Source organism: Photobacterium piscicola (genome assembly GCF_900166965.1).
GTDB lineage: Bacteria > Pseudomonadota > Gammaproteobacteria > Enterobacterales > Vibrionaceae > Photobacterium > Photobacterium piscicola.
Window position 1 is genome coordinate 72726 of sequence record NZ_FUZI01000001.1, and the last position, 20916, is coordinate 93641.

Annotated in this window: 17 protein-coding genes and 1 pseudogene; all 18 read left to right on the forward strand. The window is 39.0% G+C overall.

The window, feature by feature from the left end:
- Window positions 1-100: 100 nt before the first annotated feature.
- The 18 genes and pseudogenes from CZ809_RS00325 (at window position 101) to CZ809_RS00410 (ending at window position 20883) form a co-directional block, all read left to right on the forward strand.
- Complete coding sequence (locus tag CZ809_RS00325; protein ID WP_080155471.1) at window positions 101-1567, forward strand: ATP-binding protein; 1467 nt, start codon at window positions 101-103, stop codon at window positions 1565-1567.
- A complete protein-coding gene (locus CZ809_RS00330) occupies window positions 1560-2255 on the forward strand; it encodes a response regulator (protein ID WP_080155472.1) in 696 nt (231 codons plus the stop codon). The genes CZ809_RS00325 and CZ809_RS00330 overlap by 8 nt, the downstream gene beginning before the upstream one ends.
- Window positions 2256-2380: 125 nt before the next feature.
- Window positions 2381-2653 carry a hypothetical protein gene (locus CZ809_RS00335; protein ID WP_107275948.1) on the forward strand — a complete coding sequence of 91 codons (273 nt, stop codon included), beginning with the start codon at window positions 2381-2383 and terminating at the stop codon, window positions 2651-2653.
- A 1-nt stretch (window position 2654) separates the two neighbouring features.
- Window positions 2655-2762, forward strand: a pseudogene (locus tag CZ809_RS00340) (twin-arginine translocase TatA/TatE family subunit); the annotation flags it as partial.
- 214 nt (window positions 2763-2976) lie between these two features.
- Window positions 2977-3318, forward strand: coding sequence for a hypothetical protein (locus CZ809_RS00345; RefSeq protein WP_080155474.1), 342 nt, complete (start codon window positions 2977-2979; stop codon window positions 3316-3318).
- A gap of 261 nt (window positions 3319-3579) precedes the next feature.
- Complete coding sequence (locus tag CZ809_RS00350; RefSeq protein ID WP_080155475.1) at window positions 3580-5295, forward strand: NAD-dependent malic enzyme; 1716 nt, start codon at window positions 3580-3582, stop codon at window positions 5293-5295.
- Window positions 5296-5664: 369 nt separating this feature from the next.
- The gene (gene rbsD / locus CZ809_RS00355) at window positions 5665-6084 is read left to right on the forward strand and encodes a D-ribose pyranase (RefSeq protein WP_080155476.1); all 420 of its coding nucleotides are present in this window, start codon (window positions 5665-5667) and stop codon (window positions 6082-6084) included.
- Between the two features lie 56 nt (window positions 6085-6140).
- Window positions 6141-7067 (forward strand): ribokinase, encoded by a 927-nt coding sequence (rbsK, locus tag CZ809_RS00360; RefSeq protein WP_080155477.1) that lies wholly within the window; start codon window positions 6141-6143, stop codon window positions 7065-7067.
- Window positions 7068-7121: 54 nt separating this feature from the next.
- Window positions 7122-8444 (forward strand): L-fucose:H+ symporter permease, encoded by a 1323-nt coding sequence (fucP, locus tag CZ809_RS00365; protein ID WP_080155478.1) that lies wholly within the window; start codon window positions 7122-7124, stop codon window positions 8442-8444.
- 53 nt (window positions 8445-8497) lie between these two features.
- A complete protein-coding gene (locus CZ809_RS00370) occupies window positions 8498-9514 on the forward strand; it encodes an aldose 1-epimerase family protein (protein ID WP_080155479.1) in 1017 nt (338 codons plus the stop codon).
- A gap of 171 nt (window positions 9515-9685) precedes the next feature.
- The gene (gene rbsK, locus CZ809_RS00375; protein WP_080155480.1) at window positions 9686-10603 is read left to right on the forward strand and encodes a ribokinase; all 918 of its coding nucleotides are present in this window, start codon (window positions 9686-9688) and stop codon (window positions 10601-10603) included.
- Window positions 10604-10635: 32 nt separating this feature from the next.
- Window positions 10636-11643: a substrate-binding domain-containing protein gene (locus tag CZ809_RS00380; protein WP_080155481.1), complete on the forward strand. Its 1008-nt coding sequence runs from the start codon at window positions 10636-10638 to the stop codon at window positions 11641-11643.
- Window positions 11644-11856: 213 nt separating this feature from the next.
- On the forward strand, window positions 11857-12804 hold the full coding sequence (locus CZ809_RS00385; protein WP_080155482.1) for an alpha/beta hydrolase: 948 nt from the start codon (window positions 11857-11859) through the stop codon (window positions 12802-12804).
- Between the two features lie 300 nt (window positions 12805-13104).
- Window positions 13105-13401, forward strand: a complete 297-nt coding sequence (locus CZ809_RS00390; RefSeq protein ID WP_080155483.1) for a SemiSWEET transporter — start codon at window positions 13105-13107, stop codon at window positions 13399-13401.
- A 209-nt stretch (window positions 13402-13610) separates the two neighbouring features.
- The gene (locus CZ809_RS00395) at window positions 13611-16055 is read left to right on the forward strand and encodes a polysaccharide lyase 8 family protein (protein ID WP_080155484.1); all 2445 of its coding nucleotides are present in this window, start codon (window positions 13611-13613) and stop codon (window positions 16053-16055) included.
- A 203-nt stretch (window positions 16056-16258) separates the two neighbouring features.
- Entirely contained in the window at window positions 16259-17548 is a 1290-nt protein-coding gene (locus tag CZ809_RS00400) for an anaerobic sulfatase maturase (RefSeq protein ID WP_159447921.1), read from the forward strand.
- Between the two features lie 70 nt (window positions 17549-17618).
- Window positions 17619-19238, forward strand: coding sequence for a sulfatase family protein (locus tag CZ809_RS00405; protein WP_080155485.1), 1620 nt, complete (start codon window positions 17619-17621; stop codon window positions 19236-19238).
- A gap of 85 nt (window positions 19239-19323) precedes the next feature.
- On the forward strand, window positions 19324-20883 hold the full coding sequence (locus CZ809_RS00410; protein WP_080155486.1) for a DUF2264 domain-containing protein: 1560 nt from the start codon (window positions 19324-19326) through the stop codon (window positions 20881-20883).
- Window positions 20884-20916: the final 33 nt, after the last annotated feature.

Consider the following 20916-nt stretch of genomic DNA (forward strand, 5'->3'; position numbering starts at 1 on the left):
AAGAATAATAACGCTTATCTTTATAATTGATTAATAAAGATAAGCGTTTGGTTGTGTGTCATATAAGATTGAATTGAGATTGTGAAATAATGAGAAATAAATGAATAACGCGTTGTCATGGTTTGATGTAGCAAAAGCCAGTGTTTTATTATTATTGTATATATTAGTGACGTATTTTGGGGTCGCGTTTCGCGATGTTATTATTGAAACTGATACTGCAATGTTATTGCTATTATTAAATATTATCAGTGGTTTTTTGCTTCGAAAGCGAATGGCATATGTTATCACCGCGGCGAGTATTGTTGCTTTTCATTTCTTTGTGTTACCGGAACATAATTCATTTAAGTTTCAAAACTACCAACATATTATTACTTTTTCGGTGATGGCATTTAGTGGTGTGTTTGCAGTTCGAATAACACAGTCGCAGCAACAAAAAATACGAGAAAATAAAATTTTACGTGCTGAGCTGAACAGTAATTATAATTTAGCCTCTGTACTTGCGGCATTAAATGAAAGTCATGCTATTGCTAAGGCATCGATTATTCATCTCGAACAGCATTTACATATGCGGGCTCAGATATGGTTATTCTCACCGCAACTACACTGCTTAACCACACATGAAAAGATCAGTGACATATTCTATCAACCCTTAGTTGAACGTTTTATAAGCCGTCAACAACAACACGTTGAATATATTTCTCCTACCTTGAGTCTACATCCATTAGATGATCAATCTGGCATGTTTGGTGTGTTAGTGATTGAGTCATTATCAGAGCAAGTCTTTAATCCTATTTTGAGTACATTGATCAGTTTGTCGCTAGCCAGATCAGAAGCAAATGCGGCGTTAACTGTAGCGAAAGAAGCCACACAGTTAGAGCAAATGCGCAATACATTACTCGCGGCGGTATCTCATGATTTAAAAACCCCATTAGGGGCTATCATTGGTTCTGCTACGACATTAAGCGATACAACATTGCATTTACCCCAACAAACCCAACACGAGCTTTTACAATCGATCGCAGAAGAGGGTTATAGCTTAAATCGCAGTTTAACTAAGCTGCTTGATATTAGTCGTTATAGTATTAAAACATTAATCCCTAAGTGTGACTGGGTGGAGCCTGAAGAAGTGATTGGTAGTGCAATTAAGCGTGTTGAACAGGTCATCAAATCACATTCTATTAAATTAAGTGGCGATACTATTTTAGTCTCACTTGATTACACCTTAATTGAGCAGATTATTGCTAATCTTATTGAAAATGCGGCAAAATATAGCCCTGCTGGAAGTATAATTGATATTAAAACCGATTATCGGCGAGGGCATTTTATTATTGAAATTGCGGATCGTGGGTGTGGTGTTGCTCCTGTAGATCGACTACGTATTTTTGAACGCTTTTATCGCTCCGAGCAAGTCAAAGTAAAAGGGACAGGTTTAGGCTTGGCTATTTGTCAGTTAATTGTTGCCGCTCATAATGGCGAGATTAGCGTATTATCACGATCGGGTGGTGGTAGCCTCTTTGTGGTTAAAATTCCTTGTGAAAAATATGAGTTAACGGATATTTATGAGTAATGATAGTAAGATTTTAATCATTGAAGATGAAGCACCTATTCGTCGATTTCTTGATATTTTAACCACAGGACATGGTTATCAGGTTAAAACGGTTGAGACAGCACAGGAAGGTCTGAAACAAATCACGACTTGGAATCCACATCTACTATTATTAGATCTTGGGTTGCCAGACGCTGATGGGCTCGACTTTACTAAAGAATTGCGTTTATGGACTGAAATACCGATCATTGTTATTTCTGCCCGTGATAAAGAAGCAGATAAAGTACTCGCTTTAGATGCTGGTGCGAATGATTATTTAACTAAGCCATTTGGTAGTGAAGAGTTACTGGCGCGAATACGAGTTGCATTGCGAATGAACGCCACTATGAGTGCTGAGGATGTGATTCAATATCAGTTTGGTGACGTTATCTTGAATGTTGCCATGCAAACGGTGACACGGTTTGATGAATCAATTAAGTTAACACCTAAGGAATATAAGATACTAACCTTGTTAGCTAAGAACATGGGTAAGGTGTTAACCCATAAGCAAATACTAAAAGAAGTGTGGGGCGGTAATTATACTGAACATGCGCATTATGTTCGAATTCATATAGCGCAATTACGCCATAAAATAGAAGCGTCACCCGCGCAACCACAATATATCATTACTGAAAATGGGGTCGGTTATCGCCTTATTAATGATGATTAAGTGGGTTAAATAACACTAACAGTATTTTATTTATAAAAATTTTATATTTACCCTAATAATCCTTACATAAACATTAGATTAAAATTTATACCATCAAATTAGCCCGACTAATTGAGGATAATAATGTGTTTATTGAAGTGAAAATTGCTCTTGCTGTGGTTTTTTTTGTATGGATGTTAACCCGTAGTCTTTACAACAAAGCGACGTGGTTACAATTGACCATTGTTGGTTTACAGATATTTTCAGTGCTACTTTTACTTGAATTATCTATTACCCATTATTTCCCTGAATTTATGGAAGCTAAATGGTTGATTGGTATCTTTTTTGCCGCTGTTTTTGTTATTGCCGCTGCTAAAGAACGTTACCTATCTAAAAATGAACAACAAGAGATTAATTAAAATGAGTGAAATTAGTATTGGTAAGTTACTGATCGTTGCTGTGATTTTTATTTTATTGTTTGGTACTAAGAAGTTGCGTACATGGGGCAGTGATTTAGGTTGCGCAGTAGCGATGTAACGCTCTTAATTTTACCAGCTTGACCTTCCCCTCGATGTAACCTTTATGATGCAACTCAAGCATCGTTAATAGTGAATAGAGGTCAAGATGAGCTGTTGTAATAAAGCCCCAAAAGGCGGGGCAAGCTTGGGGTTATTATTGAAGTTTATTGCTGCGATTTTTGTATTGTTGTTAATTGCATCTTATTGGCAATAAGGTCAAACGAATGAAACCTTCAATCGTTATACAACCTCATCATCGTTGTTGCTATATCATAGGCTCCAATGTGAGTATTGAAGCGATGTTAGCCATATTGAAGGCCAACCAATATATTCGATCTGCGAAAGTGAGTTCATCGCATAAATTGCAGTTGATTTATGATTTTAGATATATTGAATTTCAGCAAATATTGACCATTATCAGCACTGTTGGTGTTAATTATAAGAATGGCTTTTTTCAGCGGTTAAAATATCAACTTTATAGTGATGCCGATCTACAGGCACGTGATAATCTAAAAATTACGCCGTTTTGTTGTGATAAAGTCGCGATTAGGCGCGAAAATCTTTAATACTGAATAAAAGTAATCATCGTGATTGATCAACAAATTCAAGTGATATCTTATTGATTAGTTTCTTTGTATAACAAACATATCATTTTTACGTTTTTTAACTATCAATATGGTTAAAAATGCGGCTGTTCACATTTTTATAAAGTGGTTGGATATACACTTAATTTTATATTATGGCTTTATCATTACGAATAACAGTCGTTATGGTTATCTGTGATCATAAAGTGTGTGGGCTATTGTTGTTATACACGGAGATAGAATATGACTATCGGTAAGTACCTCAGATGGAAAGATTCGCAAGGGAAAGTGTTTCGTCCTGTGTCATTAACGGGCACCGAGTTACTCAATGATCGCACTTTAAATAAAAGTACGGCTTTTACTCAAGAAGAGCGCGATGCTTTTCAATTGACGGGATTATTACCCCCGCGAGTACAAACGTTTGATGATCAACTTAACCGTGTCTATGACGGCTTTAGCAGTGCTTCCACTGATATTGAAAAATACCTCTTTTTACGCTCACTTCAAGATCGTAATGAAACCCTTTTTTATGCGTTACTCTCACGTCATGTAGAAGAAATGACCCCCATCATTTATACCCCAACGGTAGGTAAAGCTTGCCAAGAATTTAGCCATCGCTATCAAAAAGCGCGTGGGCTATATATTACCGAAGAAAACGTAAGTGCAATGGGTGAGATGTCTCGTCATTTTATGGGCAAAGATATCAAAATTATTGTTGTAACTGATAGCCAAGGTATTTTAGGTATTGGCGATCAGGGGGTTGGCGGTATGGGGATCCCGATTGGTAAGTTATCACTTTATACTTTAGGGGCAGGGATCCACCCCGCACATTGTTTACCGATAGTATTAGATGTCGGTACTGATAACCAAGAGTTGCTTGATGATCCTATGTATTTGGGTATTTCACGTAAACGTCTTCGTGGTGATGCCTATAAACGCTTTATTAAAACATTCGTACAACAAGTTAAACGCCATTTTCCAAAAGCAGTATTGCAATGGGAAGATTTTAGTAAAGCCAATGCGTTTGATAATCTGAGTGATTATGAAGACAGCTTGCCGTCGTTTAATGATGATATTCAAGGTACGGGCTCAGTTGTATTAGCGGGTATTTTAGGGGCATGTAAGATAAAGCAAGAGCGCTTAGTGGATCAAACTTATGTGATCTATGGAGCTGGCGCTGGTGGCGTGGGGGTTGCTGATCAGATTTATGCTGGGCTACTAAAAGAAGGCTGTACTCATCATTCTGCGCGAGCGAAAATTTTTATTCTCGACTCTCAAGGTGTGGTGTTTGATGATCGTGATGGTTTAGATGATTATAAACGTCGTTATGCTAAATCACGTTCAATTTCTGCTGGGTGGCATGCCGCTGAGTTGGGTAAAATAAGTTTAACCGAGCTTATTAATAATCATCCTGTCACGGTATTATTAGGTGCAAGTGGTATTGGTGGCGCGTTTATGGCGGAACATATTCAAAAGATGATGGAATACACACCACGACCGATTATATTCCCACTCTCTAATCCTACTGCTAATTGTGAGGCTATCCCTGAAGCGATTTATCATTGGAGTGATGGACAAGCGATCGTTGCAACGGGCAGCCCGTTCTCTGATGTTGAATATAATGGCCATCAATACCGTATTGGACAAGGCAATAATGTATTTATTTTCCCTGGGGTCGGATTAGCGTCGATTGTGTCGCAAACGGAAAAAATCACTCAAGATATGTTTACTACGGCATCTTATGCACTTGCTGAGTGTGTGAGTGATGAAGATATTGCCAGAGGTTGTATTTACCCTCGTATTAGTGCGTTGAAAGCAGTGTCTGTTCATGTGGCTCATTCAATTTTAACTCAGATGCAAGCAACGGATGCTTGTTGCCATTTACGAGATAAAGATTTGAAGCAAGCATTATCTGAGCATATGTGGGAACCGGTATACTTACCTTATCGACGCGTATAAGCACGTTATTTTATAAAATATTCAGATAAAGAAAGCCATATTCATGATTGGATATGGCTTTTTTATTTTATAAATCATTATATTAGTGTTTTTATGTTATTTGGGGCTTATCCGTTGTTATATCTCATGGCTTTATTATTTTATCGAAACGTTTCGATGGTGAGACTGTGAGCCAAATAGATATTTTGGGTCTTTTATTTGCGTTGAAAGCGATCATTCTCACACCTTATCTATTTCGCACTGGTGAAATTACTGAGGCCGTTTATTATTCACATCGAAACGTTTCGATGTGTTTTTCTGTCACTTAAAAATATCAATTCTAAGACAGAAAATTTGAGCGGTATAACGTGTAACGAGAAGGTCTACCAAATGAAAAAAACGACGCTAATTAATGCAGAGCTTTCATACCTTGTGGCAACACTAGGACACACAGATGAAATTACTATTTGTGATGCAGGCTTACCGATACCTCAACATGTAAAACGCATCGATCTTGCGTTAACTCATGGCGTACCAAGTTTTCTTGATACAGTGAAAGTAATGTTATCTGAATCACAAATTGAAGGGGTTATTATGGCCGCTGAGTTTGCTGAAATCAGTCCTGAACATCATCAAGCATTGTTAGCTATTTTAGATCAAGAAAGTACAACAACAGCTAAGCCGATTCATATTTCATATTTATCTCATGAGGAATTTAAGCAACGTACAGCGCAAAGCCGTGCGGTTGTGAGAACAGGAGAATATACACCGTATGCCAATGTTATTTTCCAAACCGGTGTCGTTTTTTAAATTATTGGGGCAGTGATCCTCGTTTATTTGTTTAACGTAACTAGAAGATATTTGATATGAAAAAGATAGCGGTTATTGGTTCGACCAATGTTGATTTAATTACTTATGGTGATCGTGTTGCTAAATGTGGTGAAACACTTGAAGCCGCCGCTTTTGCTATTGGTAATGGTGGTAAAGGTGCTAACCAAGCGGTTGCTGCGGCTAAATTGGGCGCACAAGTATTAATGGTATCAAAAGTGGGTGATGACCAATTTGCAGCAATGAGTTTAGCAAATTATCGCAGCCAACACATAGATACAAAATTTGTGACGAGTGTGAGTGGTGTTAGCACCGGCGTTGCGCCTATTTTTGTTAATACAACCACATCACAAAATTCTATTTTAATTGTAAAAGGGGCAAACAATTACCTGACTCCGGCAGATATCGATAGCGCAGAGACGGAATTAAAAACTGTCGATATGATTGTATTGCAACTAGAAGTACCTTTAGAAACGGTTTATTACGCAATTGATTTTGGTCAAAAACACAACATCACTGTTTTACTTAATCCCGCGCCAGCCATTCCTGAATTATCTCTAGAATATGTTTGTAAATGTGATTTTTTTGTACCGAATGAAACTGAACTTGAAATATTAACGGGTAAACCGGTTTCAACGATTGAAGAGATCAATCAAGCCGCGAATATGTTATTTGAACATGGTTTAAAGAATTTGATTGTGACGATGGGATCGCGAGGTTCACTGTGGATATCTAAGACGGGTGAGTATCTTGCTAAACCAATTAACGTGAATGCGGTTGATACATCAGGTGCAGGAGACGCGTTTATCGGTTGTTTTTCACATTTCTTTACTCAAACAGGGGATGTGACATCAGCATTGGAAAAGGCATCTATTTTTGCGGGGCTTTCCGTTACCGAAAAAGGGACGCAGTCCTCTTATCCTTCGATTGAAAGATTTAACGCTTATCAAGCAAACGAAATCTAAAACCAAGAAAAATCATGCTCTTTGATTAGAGTGATTATTTATGGAAGATAAATTATGTTTATTAAGAATAATACAATTCAACATGCTGATGGTTTTTTAAATAGAACACCGATATTCCAATTTTTATTATTATCATCAGTTTTTGCGCTTTGGTCTGCGGCGGCTGCTCTGAACGATGTATTGATTACACAATTTAAATCAATTTTTGATCTGTCTAATTTTGCTTCCGCACTAGTACAGTCAGCGTTTTATGGCGCTTACTTTTTAGTGGCTATTCCAGCCTCGATGGTTGTGAAAAAAACCTCTTATAAATTAGCGATTTTATTAGGTTTAGCATTGTATATTTTTGGCTGTTTGATGTTCTTCCCTGCATCTCATGCCGGTACATATACCATGTTCTTAGCCGCAATTTTTTGTATTGCGATTGGACTATCGTTCCTTGAAACATCATGTAATACCTACTCTGCAATGATTGGTGAGCCTGAGCGTGCAACATTACGTTTAAACGTTTCTCATACGATCAATGCGATGGGCTACATTATTGGTTTATTACTGGGTAAACATTTAATTTTCCAAGAAGGTGTTGATGTTGGTCATATGATGGCAACGTTAACTGGTCCTGAACTTGAAGCATTTAAATACCAAGTATTACAACAAACATTAGAACCGTACAAATGGCTAGTCGGTGTGATAGCAACTATCGCTATCTTAATTGCGATTACTGAATACCCTAACTGTAAAGCAGCGACAGACAGTAAAGATAATCAGCCATCGTTTGGTGAGACATTGTCTTACTTAATGGGCAATAAACGTTTCTTTAAAGGTATTGCGACTCAGTTTGCTTATGTTGGTATGCAGGTAGCAGTATGGTCATTCACCATTCGTTTGGCGTTAGAGTTAGATCATAATATGGTTGAGCATGATGCGGCTAACTACTTATTGTATGCCTTCATTATGTACTTCTTAGGTAAGTTATTAGCAAACTACTTATTCACTAAAACGGCACAAGAAAATGTATTAATGGGCTACTCAGCAATCGGCTTTCTTTGCTTGATGTATGTCACCTTTATTCCTAATTTCAGCGCTGTTTGGGTTGCAGTGGGTACGTCAGCCTTGTTTGCACCTTGCTGGGCTACAATTTTTGCTTCTACCTTACAATCTGTTGATACACGTTACACAGAAACAGCGGGTGGTTTTGTGGTGATGTCTATTATCGGTGGTGCGGCTATTCCTGTGATTCAAGGTCTACTTGCCGATAATATTGGTCTACAGTCTTCTTTCATTGTAAGTGCATTGTGTTTTGCTGTGGTATTTGTTTACTTCATGAATGAGAAGAAATACAAACAACAATTCAATTTTGTGGCTGCTAAAGCGTAATGTTCTGTTATGACCACTCACTCATGGGTGGTCAGTTTTGGGAGGAATTAAATATGTTTACCTTACCGTTATATAAAGAAAATTTCACGAAACAGAGAACCTTGATCGCTCAGTCTGAACATTTTGAGATCCATAGCTTTCTATATAATTCAGGTGTGCATGCTGTTGAAATTAAAAATGCAAAAGGGCATTTAGTCGTATTACCGTTTATGGGACAGATGATTTGGGATGCCCAGTTTTTGAATACTGATTTGTGCATGAAAAATATGTTCTCTGAACCAAAGTTTGCCAAAACAGTCGTTGAAACTTATGGGTGTTTTGCTTTTCATGCTGGCATGATTCGTATGGGGTGCCCATCGCCACAAGATGATCATGTATTACATGGCGAAATGCCTTGCGCAACAATGGATACTGCGTGGTTAGAAATTGATAATGATAGTGTTGTTATCAAAGGCTCTTATGAATATGTAATGGGATTTGGCGATCATTACTTAGCGACGCCTTCAGTACAGTTGAATAAAGATGCCAGCCTCTTTGATATTAATATGGTGGTGAAAAACCTTGCCTCTGTGAATATGCCGTTGCAGTATATGTGTCACATTAACGCCACATATGTTGAAAATGCAGTGATGACGCAGAATATTCCAGACAGTGCTTTAATGTTACGTGAAAGTGTACCTGCGCACGTACAACCGACATCACAGTGGTTGGCATATAACGAAGGTTTGAAAACATCAGCACCGATTTCAATATTAGATCAACCAGAAATGCATGATCCTGAAGTGGTGTATTGCATGGATGATATTGCTCGTTATGTTGATAAAGCCGTATTTAAGATGCAGATTGATGCTGATAAGTACCTGCAAACTGAGTTTAATACCCTCGACTTTAATTGTGCGACGCGATGGTTATTGTGCAGTGGTGATCAACAAGTTGCGGCATTTGCATTGCCTGCAACCTGTCGACCTGAAGGTTTCTTAGCGGCTAAAGAGAAGGGTACTTTGATTTATCTTCAACCGAATGAAGAGCGTTGTTTTAGCGTACGTACGGGTATTTGCCAATCGTTCTAAATCGTTATCAATGAGAGTTTACTCTCTCCTAAATGTTATTTAACGATGATAAGAGAGAGTAAAATGGATGCTTTTGATTTTTATTTTAACAGTTTATTTAACTAAAAATTAAAATCATCCATTTTTGTTATGTTCTACTAGAAAGGCTCATAAAGAGTCGAGGAAAATCCTATGAATAAGTTAGTGGTATTAGGTAGTGTTAACGCTGACCATGTTCTGCAAGTCCCTTCTTTTCCACGCCCAGGCGAGACGCTTCACGGTCGTAATTATCAAGTTATTCCTGGGGGAAAAGGGGCTAACCAAGCGGTGGCTGCTGCGCGTTTACATGCAGATATCGGCTTTATTGCTTGTGTAGGAGATGATTCATTTGGAATCAATATTCGTGAAAACTTCCGCATGGATGGCATTGATATTACGGCCGTAAAAATGGAGCCGAATTGCCCCACTGGTATTGCAATGATTCAAGTCTCTGATTGTGGTGAGAACAGTATTTGTCTTTCTGCTGAAGCGAACGCAAAGTTAACAGCTAGTGCAATTGAAGCTGATTTAGATCGTATTCGTGATGCTGATTATTTATTGATGCAATTAGAAACGCCGTTATGTGGCATTGAAAAAGCGGCGCAAGTTGCTAAAGACGCAAATACTATTGTGATCTTAAATCCGGCACCAGCGCGCGTATTGTCTGATGAATTATTAGCATGTGTGGATATGATCACCCCCAATGAAACCGAAGCTGAAGTGTTGACTGGGGTAACGGTTATTGATGCTGAAAGTGCACAACAAGCGGCGAATATTCTGCATGCAAAGGGAATTAAAACGGCAATGATTACCCTTGGCGCTAAAGGTGTATGGCTAAGTCAGGATGGACGTGGAGATATTATTGCAGGCTTTAACGTTGAAGTGACTGATACAACGGCGGCGGGTGATACGTTTAACGGTGCATTCGTGACTGGTTTGTTAGATGGTTTAGCTTTAGAATCAGCAATCAAATTTGCTCATGCAGCGGCGGCTATTTCCGTAACTCGTTTTGGTGCTCAAACATCAATTCCAACCCGTAAAGAGGTTGAAGATTTTCTCGCCCAGCAATAAGTAAACGTAATTACTCACCAAGGATCAATAACATGGCTACGATGAAAGATATCGCAAAATTAGCTGGGGTTTCTACATCCACGGTGAGCCATGTTATTAATAAAACTCGCTTTGTTAGTGATGAAATATCAGAGCGGGTTAATAACGCGGCAAAAGAACTGCATTATAACGGGCCATCAGTGTTGGCACGTAGTTTTAAAGTTAATCGCACTAAAACATTTGGCATGTTGGTGACAACATCAACTAATCCATTTTTTGGTGAAGTCGTCAAAGGTGTTGAGCGTAGTTGTTATCAAAATGGGTATAGCCTTATTTTGTGTAATACCGAAGGTGATCACCAACGGATGCGTGAATCTATCAATACCTTATTACAAAAGCGGGTTGATGGGTTGATCTTAATGTGTTCATCATTAGAAGGTGAACGTATTGATGTCTTTGAACAATATCCTGATATTCCCGTTGTAGTCATGGATTGGGGACCGATGTTGTTTACTAGCGACAAGATTCAAGATAATTCTCTACGGGGCGGCTATATGGCAACCCAATATTTGATTGAATCAGGTCATGTTGATATTGGTTGTATAACCGGACCATTGATTAGACATCAAGCTCAAATGCGTTATGAAGGTTATAAACGAGCGATGAATGAGGCGGGTTTAACCTTTCATGCTGAGTGGATCATTGAATCCGATTTTGAATGTGAAGGTGGCTATGATGCCTTTATGAAAATGAAGCAACATGGTGTGCTACCAAGTGCTATTTTTGTCTCTAATGACATGATGGCATTAGGGGTGATGAATGCGGCTAATGAGTGTGATATTCGTGTTCCTGATGATTTATCTGTGATTGGTTATGATGACATTCATATTGCTAAATTTATGTCGCCAGCGTTGACGACTATTCACCAACCAAAGTATCGCTTGGGGCAGGCCGCGGTTGAAACCTTATTAACCCGTTTAGATCATCAGGCAAGTGCAACACAAGTGATTCAAATTGAGCCTACATTAGTGACTCGAAACAGTGTCAAAATAGTCAATTAGAATAAGTAATAGCTTCGACTTTATCAAGCTAATAATAAGTGAGTAGATTACCGTTAGATGATAAGTTTCCCCGCTTGTCATCTTTTTTTTATCTTACATAGCATGATGTTATCTCAATAGATTATAATTTAACTATCGCTATTTTTTTAGATAGCGCTGAGATTTAAAATAGCATACTCAATAAGCGGTACTTTGAGAGAGGCGAGATAATCTATGCGCAAAGTAGATGATTCACTTGCAGTCTGGTTACAGGCGTTTAATCATGAATTAGCCGCTACAATGATTGCGGGTGTTGAATTTAGTACGATCAATGTACGAGCAGGGCTAGCGACCATAACTCGAACATACATTACTGAGATACCACATATAGATATGGTCGTTGATGACATTATCGAACATGTTCCTATTCGTGTTTACCACCCTCAACCTCAAGTAGCCTTACCTGTATTGGTGTATTTACATGGTGGTGGACATGTTGCGGGCAGCCTTGATGTTTATGACCCTATTTGCCGTAAATTAGCCTTAGCTTGCCAGTATATTATTGTGGCGATTGACTATCGTCTAGCTCCCGAATATCCCTATCCCGCTGCGATTAATGATGTGCGATTGTGCTTACAACATCTTTTTTCACGACTTAATAATATGGCGGTTAATTATATTCCCTACCTTGCTATTGGCGGTGATTCTGCTGGTGGCGCTCTGGCGGCAACCGTGTGTGCTATCGTACAAAATGACGAGGTACACATTAGTAAACAAGTGCTTATATATCCTAGCCTTGATTATACATTGTCTTCACCTTCGGTGATGATGAATGGTAATGATTATTTTCTTCAGATAAATAAAGTGCGATGGTATTTCGATCAATACTTTCAAAATAACCAAAATCGATACTCGGCATCACCATTATGGCTACCAGTATGTGCGAATTTCCCTGAAACATTAGTGATTACGACTGAGTTTTGTCCGTTACGGGATGAAGGCATTACTTATTATAATAAATTACGTCAGCAAGGTATTGAGGCGCAACATTATCATGTATCTGATATGGTACATGCGTTTTTAAATTTAGAAAATGTGGTACCACAGCATTGTCGGCAATTGTATACCGTCATGGGGCAATTTCTAACAGCAGAGAGAGGCATGATAAAAAGCCGTAAATAAATGAATTAATTACGGCTTAGTGGTTGGGTAATAGTTGCTTCATTATTCAAATATTGACTCTAGTAATAAATATAAACCGCGTAGTAAATCCATCTAACACCTTCCATAGTTTGGCTATATTTCATCATTTTCTTCTTATCCAGAATAGTGTGATTGCGAAGTAAGTCAATGGCTGTTGCTGTAAAAAAGTGCATATTGTGAATCTTAATCACGATTTGTTATTAATGAGTAACAACGGGTGTTTTAAACTGTATTTTTTGAATACTATTAGGTTATCAATAAAATACATAAGGATAGCCAATGATTCCTCGTCTTAAACGTTTAGCAAGCGCATTTGAACCGTTTATGTTGTTAATGGGTATCGTAGGGCCTTTAGCAACATTACCGCAGTTGTTTAAGTTGTTCTTTTCTCATACAGAACACGCATTGGGATTATCATTAACCACATGGGTACTTTATGCCCTGTTAGCAGCATTATGGGCTGTATATGGCTTTGTTCATAAAAACCCCCCGATTTGGGTTGGGAATAGCTTGGGGTTTTTAATGGATATGGCAATGGTGATTGGTATCTTTTGGCATACTGGCGGCACGTTTTAAGGCTATGTACGATTGTTGTATGTAGTTTGTTTACCAATGGTCATTGCTTTCATTCTTACATATATTCAGCTTTCAGTTGTGATATTGTGGCTAAAACTGAAGTTATGATCATTTTTTAACCGAAAAAGAGTGATGATGACGCTTTATTGCTTTCATTTTGTCCGGTACCGTAATTAAACGAAAATTAATAACGGAAGGATAAAGGAATAATGAAACATGCTAATTTAGCGGTATCTATTGCCGTAGCGTTATCGACATTGATTGTACCTACCTTTGTATTTGCTCAACCTAACTCTGCTTTGATTGTTAGCCATCAACAATCACAATCGCTGGTGGAATATCAAGCATTGCGCCAACGTTGGGCGGCGAGCTTTCTTGGTGATGCCACTATTCCCTTTGATGAAACTTTAAAACAAACTGTTATTACAACTAATAATGCTGCTAATCGATATTGGTCATCAATGTTAACCGCATCGACACGGACGAGTCTGTGGAGTGATGTGGTATTAGATGATCAAACTGATGTAGGTAAAAAGGTTTTAGGGGCTAATCTTCGAACCTCTTACCAGCGGCTATTTAGTATGGCAAAAGCTTATCGTTTACGTGATGGGTCGCTTCAAAATAATTCAGCGTTATTAAATGCGGTTATCGATGGAATGACATTTCTAAATCAACATTATTATAAAGTTGGTGCTAAAGAATGGGGTAATTGGTGGCACTGGGAGCTTGGTACGCCCAAAGATATACATAATACTTTAGTGTTGTTATATGACCAATTACCGCTGCAACTAATTACCGCTCATACTCAAGCAACCCGTTATTTTACGCCAGAGGCAACCCATTTAGGTGCTGGGCCTGGTGCTGATGTGTCAAGTAATCCTCATTACCGTTTATCAACAGGGGGTAACCGCACTGATAATACTCAAGTAGTTATTTTGCGTGGTATTTTGGATAACAATAGTGCTGAAATAGAAGCCGCTATTGCTGCTTTATCACCTGTATTGGCGGAAGTGACAACCAGTGATGGCTTTTATAGTGACGGTAGCTTTTTACAGCATTATGATATTGCTTATAACGGTACTTACGGCAATGTGTTACTTAATGGCCTCGGTGCACAATTAGATTTGGTTGCGGGATCACCTTGGCAAGCTACTGATCCTGTGCTTAAAAATATTTATCCAATTATTTTTAAAAGTTACGCGCCATTATTAGAGCGTGGCACCATGATGGAGTTTGTGAACGGTCGTGCTATATCTCGGCCAACAGAGCAAGGTCATCAGGTTGGGCATTTAGTGATTGCTTCACTGTTACATTATCTTGATGGTGCTGATCCACAAACAAAATTGCGGTTACAAGATTTAATTAAAACTCAAATTATTCAAGATACTTCCCTCGACTTTTTTACCTCGATTAATCACGTTGGAAATTACCAAAAAGCAAAACTATTAGTGGCTGATTCCAGTATTAATGGTGAGCAACAGTTACAAGGTTTCTTTAACTATCCAGCGATGGACAGAGTTGTCTATCGTGGTAATGATTGGAGCTTTAGTTTAGCGATGCACTCAAGTCGGTTAGGTAATTTTGAGTGTATGAATAATGAAAACAAACAAGGATGGTTTACTGGCGATGGCATGGGCTATCTCTACAATGGTCAGCTTGATCATTATCAGAATTATTGGCCAGCAGTAAACCGTTACCGCTTAGAAGGGACAACCGTCGATAATCAATTGATGTCTGATTGTGGTGGTCAGCGAAATCAAATTCGAGGTGGTCGTCAAACACAAATGGATTGGGTTGGCTCGGTGCGTTTTGATGATATTGGTGCTGCTGGAATGATGTTTAGTAATTGGAGTAACACGTTAACAGCTAAAAAGTCATGGTTTATGTTTGAAGATGAGATCGTAATGTTAGGCTCTGATATTAAATCAACTATTCAAGCTGATATTACCACCACAGTAATGAATCGAAAGTTGGCTGATAGGGGAAGTAGTACGTTATATGTTAATGGTAAGCGTTGGCAACCGCAGTTAAATCAATTATTGAAATTACGAACATTAACCCTTAGTAATGATGAACTTGATGATAGTGATATTAGCTATGTATTTCTAAAGCCAACAACGGTTACTGTTGATCAACAGCTAAGGACAGGAGACTGGAGTGATATTGGAACGCGCAGTGGACAAGTGAGTGCTAACTTTGTTTCTGCTGAAATAGCGCAAACTTCGACAAATGATCACTATGCATACGTCGTTATGCCTAATGCTAATAAAGACGATGTTCAGGATTTTATTGATGAAATGCCAATTAAAGTTCGTCGTAATGATAATTTAGCCCATATTATCATTCATAAAGATGAAGAGGTAACAGCGGCTAACGTCTGGACAGAACAAGGCGTTATGATCACCAAGCAAATCACGGCATTTTCAAAAATGGCACTAATAATTGAAAAAGATGATCGTGAATTAGAGATTGCAGTTAGTGATCCATTACAGACGCAGACAACGTTACATATGAAGTTAACAAAGCCTGTTCAAGTTGAAAGTGATGCAGAGCAACGATTACAACTTGATAGTCAAGGTAACCTGATGATCAATGTAGAAGGATTAGTTGGTCAAAGCTACCACTTCGCGCTGAAAGTCGTCTCCGCTGATTAATTATTCTGTCATTAATATCGCCGTTGTTAAGTTGCAGATATTGCTACTTAGTAACGGCGTTTTTTTCGCTTACCATTTCATAAGATAAAAACACTTGCGTTATCTTTCATTTTTATTCGTTTGTGATCTTTGCCGCTTTAATCTTTCGTTTTCTTTCGTATCATGGGTTGTCAGCATTTCGAAAGTATTTAAAAAGGTTAACTATGGCGCTGTCTTCATTTCATTCTCAACAAGCACGTTTCCATATGATGGCTAAGCCAACCAGTTACCGTTGTAACTTAAAATGTGATTATTGCTTCTATTTAGAAAAAGAAACGGTTGTGGGTAATGTCAATGATAATCGTTGTGGTTCTGCTGTAAGTGCTCCAGATTCAAGCTCGACGATTTCAAGTAGTGATCAAATGTCAGATGCCACTCTTAAACGGTATGTTCGACATTATATTGCAAGTCAAAATAGTACTGATATCGACTTTTCGTGGCAGGGTGGTGAACCCACACTCGCTGGACTGGATTTTTACCGTAACGTGGTTAAATACCAAGCTCAATATGGCGTTGGTAAGAATATTACCAATAGTTTTCAAACTAATGCGGTTGCTATTAATCGCCAGTGGGCGCAATTTTTTGCCAAACATAAGTTTCTGATTGGTGTTTCAGTTGATGGCACACCAGAAGTACATGATAAATATCGTATTTCAGTCAACGGTAAACCAACTTTTGAGCGAGTTAAAAAAGCCATTGAATTACTTTTAGAATATAAAGTTGAATTTAATATTCTTACGGTTATCAATGATCAAAATTGGAACAAAGGCCGTGAGACTTACCGCTTTTTAACTTCATTAGGCGCCCGCCACTTACAGTTCATCCCTATTGTTGAAGTACAGACACAATATCAAGCCAATAGCAGCGGTCATTATTCACCCCAAAAAGACGCACTATTAACCCATTTTTCTGTGCCTGCAGAGGGTTATGGTCAGTTTATGAGTGAAGTGTTTGATGAGTGGTTACAGCACGATGTTGGCACTGTGTTTGTACGTATGTTTGACAGTATTTTAGCGACATGGCTTGGTTATCCAGCCTCTGTTTGTGTGCAATCAAAAGAATGTGGTCAAGCAATGGTAATAGAAGCCAATGGTGATATTTATTCATGTGATCACTATGTATATCCCGCTAATAAACTAGGCAATATTGCCACCACCGAACTGGTTAAGTTAGCTACCAGTAAACAACAACAGCGTTTTGGGAGTGCTAAATCGCAAAAGTTGCCTCAACAATGTCAGCAATGTGAGGTTCATGGGTTGTGTTATGGCGGTTGCCCTAAGCATCGGCTAGTTAGTGTGGTGGGGGAAAAACATAAACAAAATTATCTGTGTGGTTCCTATAAGCAGATTTTTCGCCATACCGCACCTGCAATGCACATGATGAGTCAGGCGATTCAACAAGGTGGAACGGCAGCAGATGCTTTGCCTTATTTAGCACAATTACGCTCAGCATAAAATTGATTATTAAATTGAATTTTAAGACGTATTGCTGTGTGTTACAGCATTATATTACAAGGAGTATACAATGAATCTGTCCTCGACGAAGAAGACGGTAATTGCGAGTTTTGTGGCCGCGGCTTGCATGGCCTCTTCTGCTGTAGCAAATGCAGCCCCAACAACAGCCACAGCAAAACAACCCAATGTATTATTAGTGGTTATGGATGATTTGGGGACAGGTCAATTAGATTTTGCATTAGACAGTTTGAACAAAAAAACCTTAGCTGAACGGCCTGTGCCAGTTCGCTATCAAGGTGATTTTGATAAGATGGTCGATGCCGCTAAACGTGCGATGCCAACGGTGGCGAGTTTAGCGCAACAAGGCGTGAAAATGACCAATGCTTTTGTGGCTCATCCTGTTTGTGGTCCTTCGCGCGCAGGTATTTTTACCGGTCGTTACCCAACTAGCTTTGGCACTTACAGTAATGATGATGCACTTCAAGGTGTGCCATTAGATATCAAATTACTTCCCGCTCTATTTCAAGAAAATGGCTACAATACTGCCAATATTGGTAAGTGGCATAATTCAAAAATAAGCAGTAAAAATGCCGTTGCCGATAATAATAAAACTCGTGACTATCACGATAATCAGATCCCTGTAACACCAACAGAATATTCACCTGAGAATCGCGGTTTTGATTATTCCTACAGTTTTTACGCCTCTGGTGCCGCATTATGGAACTCACCTGCGATTTATCAAAATGGTAAAAATATTCCAGCACCGGGTTATTTAACCCATAACCTGACCAATGAAGCACTGCAATTTATTGAACAAAGTGGTGATAAGCCATTCTTTATTAACCTTGCCTTTAGTGTGCCGCATATTCCATTAGAAGAAGCGTCACCCGCGAAATATATGGAGCGTTTTAATACCGGTAATGTTGAAGCGGATAAATATTTTGCGGCGATCAATGCTGCTGATGAAGGGCTTGGACAAATTGTTGAATTGCTGAAGAAGAAGGGTGAATTAGACAATACATTGATTTTCTTCTTATCTGATAATGGCGCGGTACATGAATCACCGATGCCAATGAATGGTATGGATCGTGGCTATAAAGGCCAGATGTATAACGGTGGCGTGCGTGTACCGTTTGTGGCTTATTGGCCAAAGCATATTCCAGCGGGTGGCACCAATAATACCTTAATTTCAGCGTTAGATATTCTGCCAACGGCTCTAAGTGCTGCTGGGATTGCGATTCCAGAAGAGATGAAGGTTGACGGTAAAAATATTTTGCCTGTACTTGAAGGAAAAACAACACAGTCTCCACACCAATACATTTACTGGGCAGGCCCTGGCGCGAAACATTACAGTGAAGAAAATGATGCATTTTGGCATGGTTACTGGAAGTGGATCACTTATGAGTCAAATGACATTCCTAGCAATCCAAATCTAGAGAAGCTATCAAAAGGTTCATGGGCAATTCGTGATCAAGAATGGGCATTGTATTTCTATGATGATGGCTCCAATAAAGTGAAATTATTCAATGACAAGCTTGATCCAAGTGAATCAAAAGATCTTGCTCAGCAATATCCACAAAAAGTGAAGCAAATGAAACAAGCTTTTTATGAGTGGATCAAAGATAAGCCAAAACCAGTTGCATGGGGACAAGATCGTTACCAAGTGCTAACGGAATCAGCAAAAGGTTAATCACGCATCACCCACTATCGCACTGCAATTATGTTGATGTTATATCAACATGGCTGTAGTGCGTTATTGTTCATGGAGGATAACAATGATACATGATACTCAAGCGGCTATTTCACTTTCTGAATCGGCGTTAAATACCCCCGCCGATGTTACAGAGCCATTACCTTATGTAGCAAAACAAATTCAAGCAACTGAACGCCCCATTATTCCTTATGAGCATCCAACACCGGCAATGTATTTGACGTTATTTAAACAGCGACTTGTGCGTTTAAAAATGAAAGCGGCGACTTACTCTGATCATGATGCTGCAGTGGCGGCCTGTTTTACTAATGATGCGCTGAGTATTGAGAACAAATGCCAATATTTGGTGCGTTATGTTGCACAAGCGTTTGATCATTATGCGGTATGGGACTATAGCCATGCTTATTATCCGGGGCGCCCTAGCCAGCAAAGTGCACGTACCGATGCGATGGAAGGCACGAGTCGAGTGTTACCTACAATAGCTGCATGGGTCAGCCAGCATGGTTCGCAGCCGCTAGAGGGGCTAAATGGTCAGCCATTAGACCTTGTTGCAATGTTACGTAATGCTTTTTTAGCAGGAACCGACCCCCAGCATGCGGGATATTGGGGGGAATTGCATGACTATGATCAGCGTATTTGTGAAAGTGCTGATTTAGCGTTAGCGCTATGGTTGAGTCGTGACCATGTTTGGCAACCAATGAACACGGCTGAGCAGACCCAAATTATTACGTGGTTTAAACAAGTTAACCATTGTCAAACGGTTGATAATAATTGGCACCTTTTTCCGTTGACGGTGCAATTTGTCATTAAGGCATTAACGGGTGAAGACACTATTGCACAGGATAAATACCAACGCATTAAAGCGTTTCATGTGGGTGATGGCTGGTTCCGTGATGGTGCGAAAGGGAATTATGATTATTACAACGCGTGGGGATTTCATTACTCACTCTATTGGCTCGATCAAATAGATTCAAGTTTTGATAGCGGATTTATTCATCAAGCTCTTGCGGATTTTGTCAGTCAATATCGCTATTTATTTACCGCAGAAGGCCTGCCTTTTTTTGGCCGCAGTGCCTGTTATCGTCTTGCCGCCACCGCACCTCTGATTATGGCTATAGATCAACACAGTGAAGCTATTACTGCTGGTGAAGCTCAACGCGCCTTTGCTACTAGTTTGGAATATTTTATTGGCCATGGTGCAATGCAACATGGCGCGCCAACACAAGGGCTGTTTGATGATGATACTCGATTAGTTGATAACTACAGTGGCCCAGCAAGCAGTTTCTGGTCATTGCGAGCATTGAATATTGCATTATTTTGTGGAGATCGATGTGGCTTGTGGCAAGCAGATCCACAACCATTACCCATTGAACAAAGTAATTTTAATGTGGAATTTAAGGCGATTAATGCACAAGTCATTGGCGTTTTCGAAACGAAAGAGGTGGTAGTGATATTTAAAAATGATTATATCACCGAACAAAATCCATTATCTCGTCGTTTAGAGACCCAATCAGCCCGTTCTTACTGGCTAGAAACTATTTTAGGACGAGCGGAAAGGCCGAAGAATAACTTATTGCGTAAAGGCATTACCTGTTATTCATCCAAAATGTCTCATTTCTTTTAATTTCATTTTGTTATTTATTTTCGATTTGAAAGT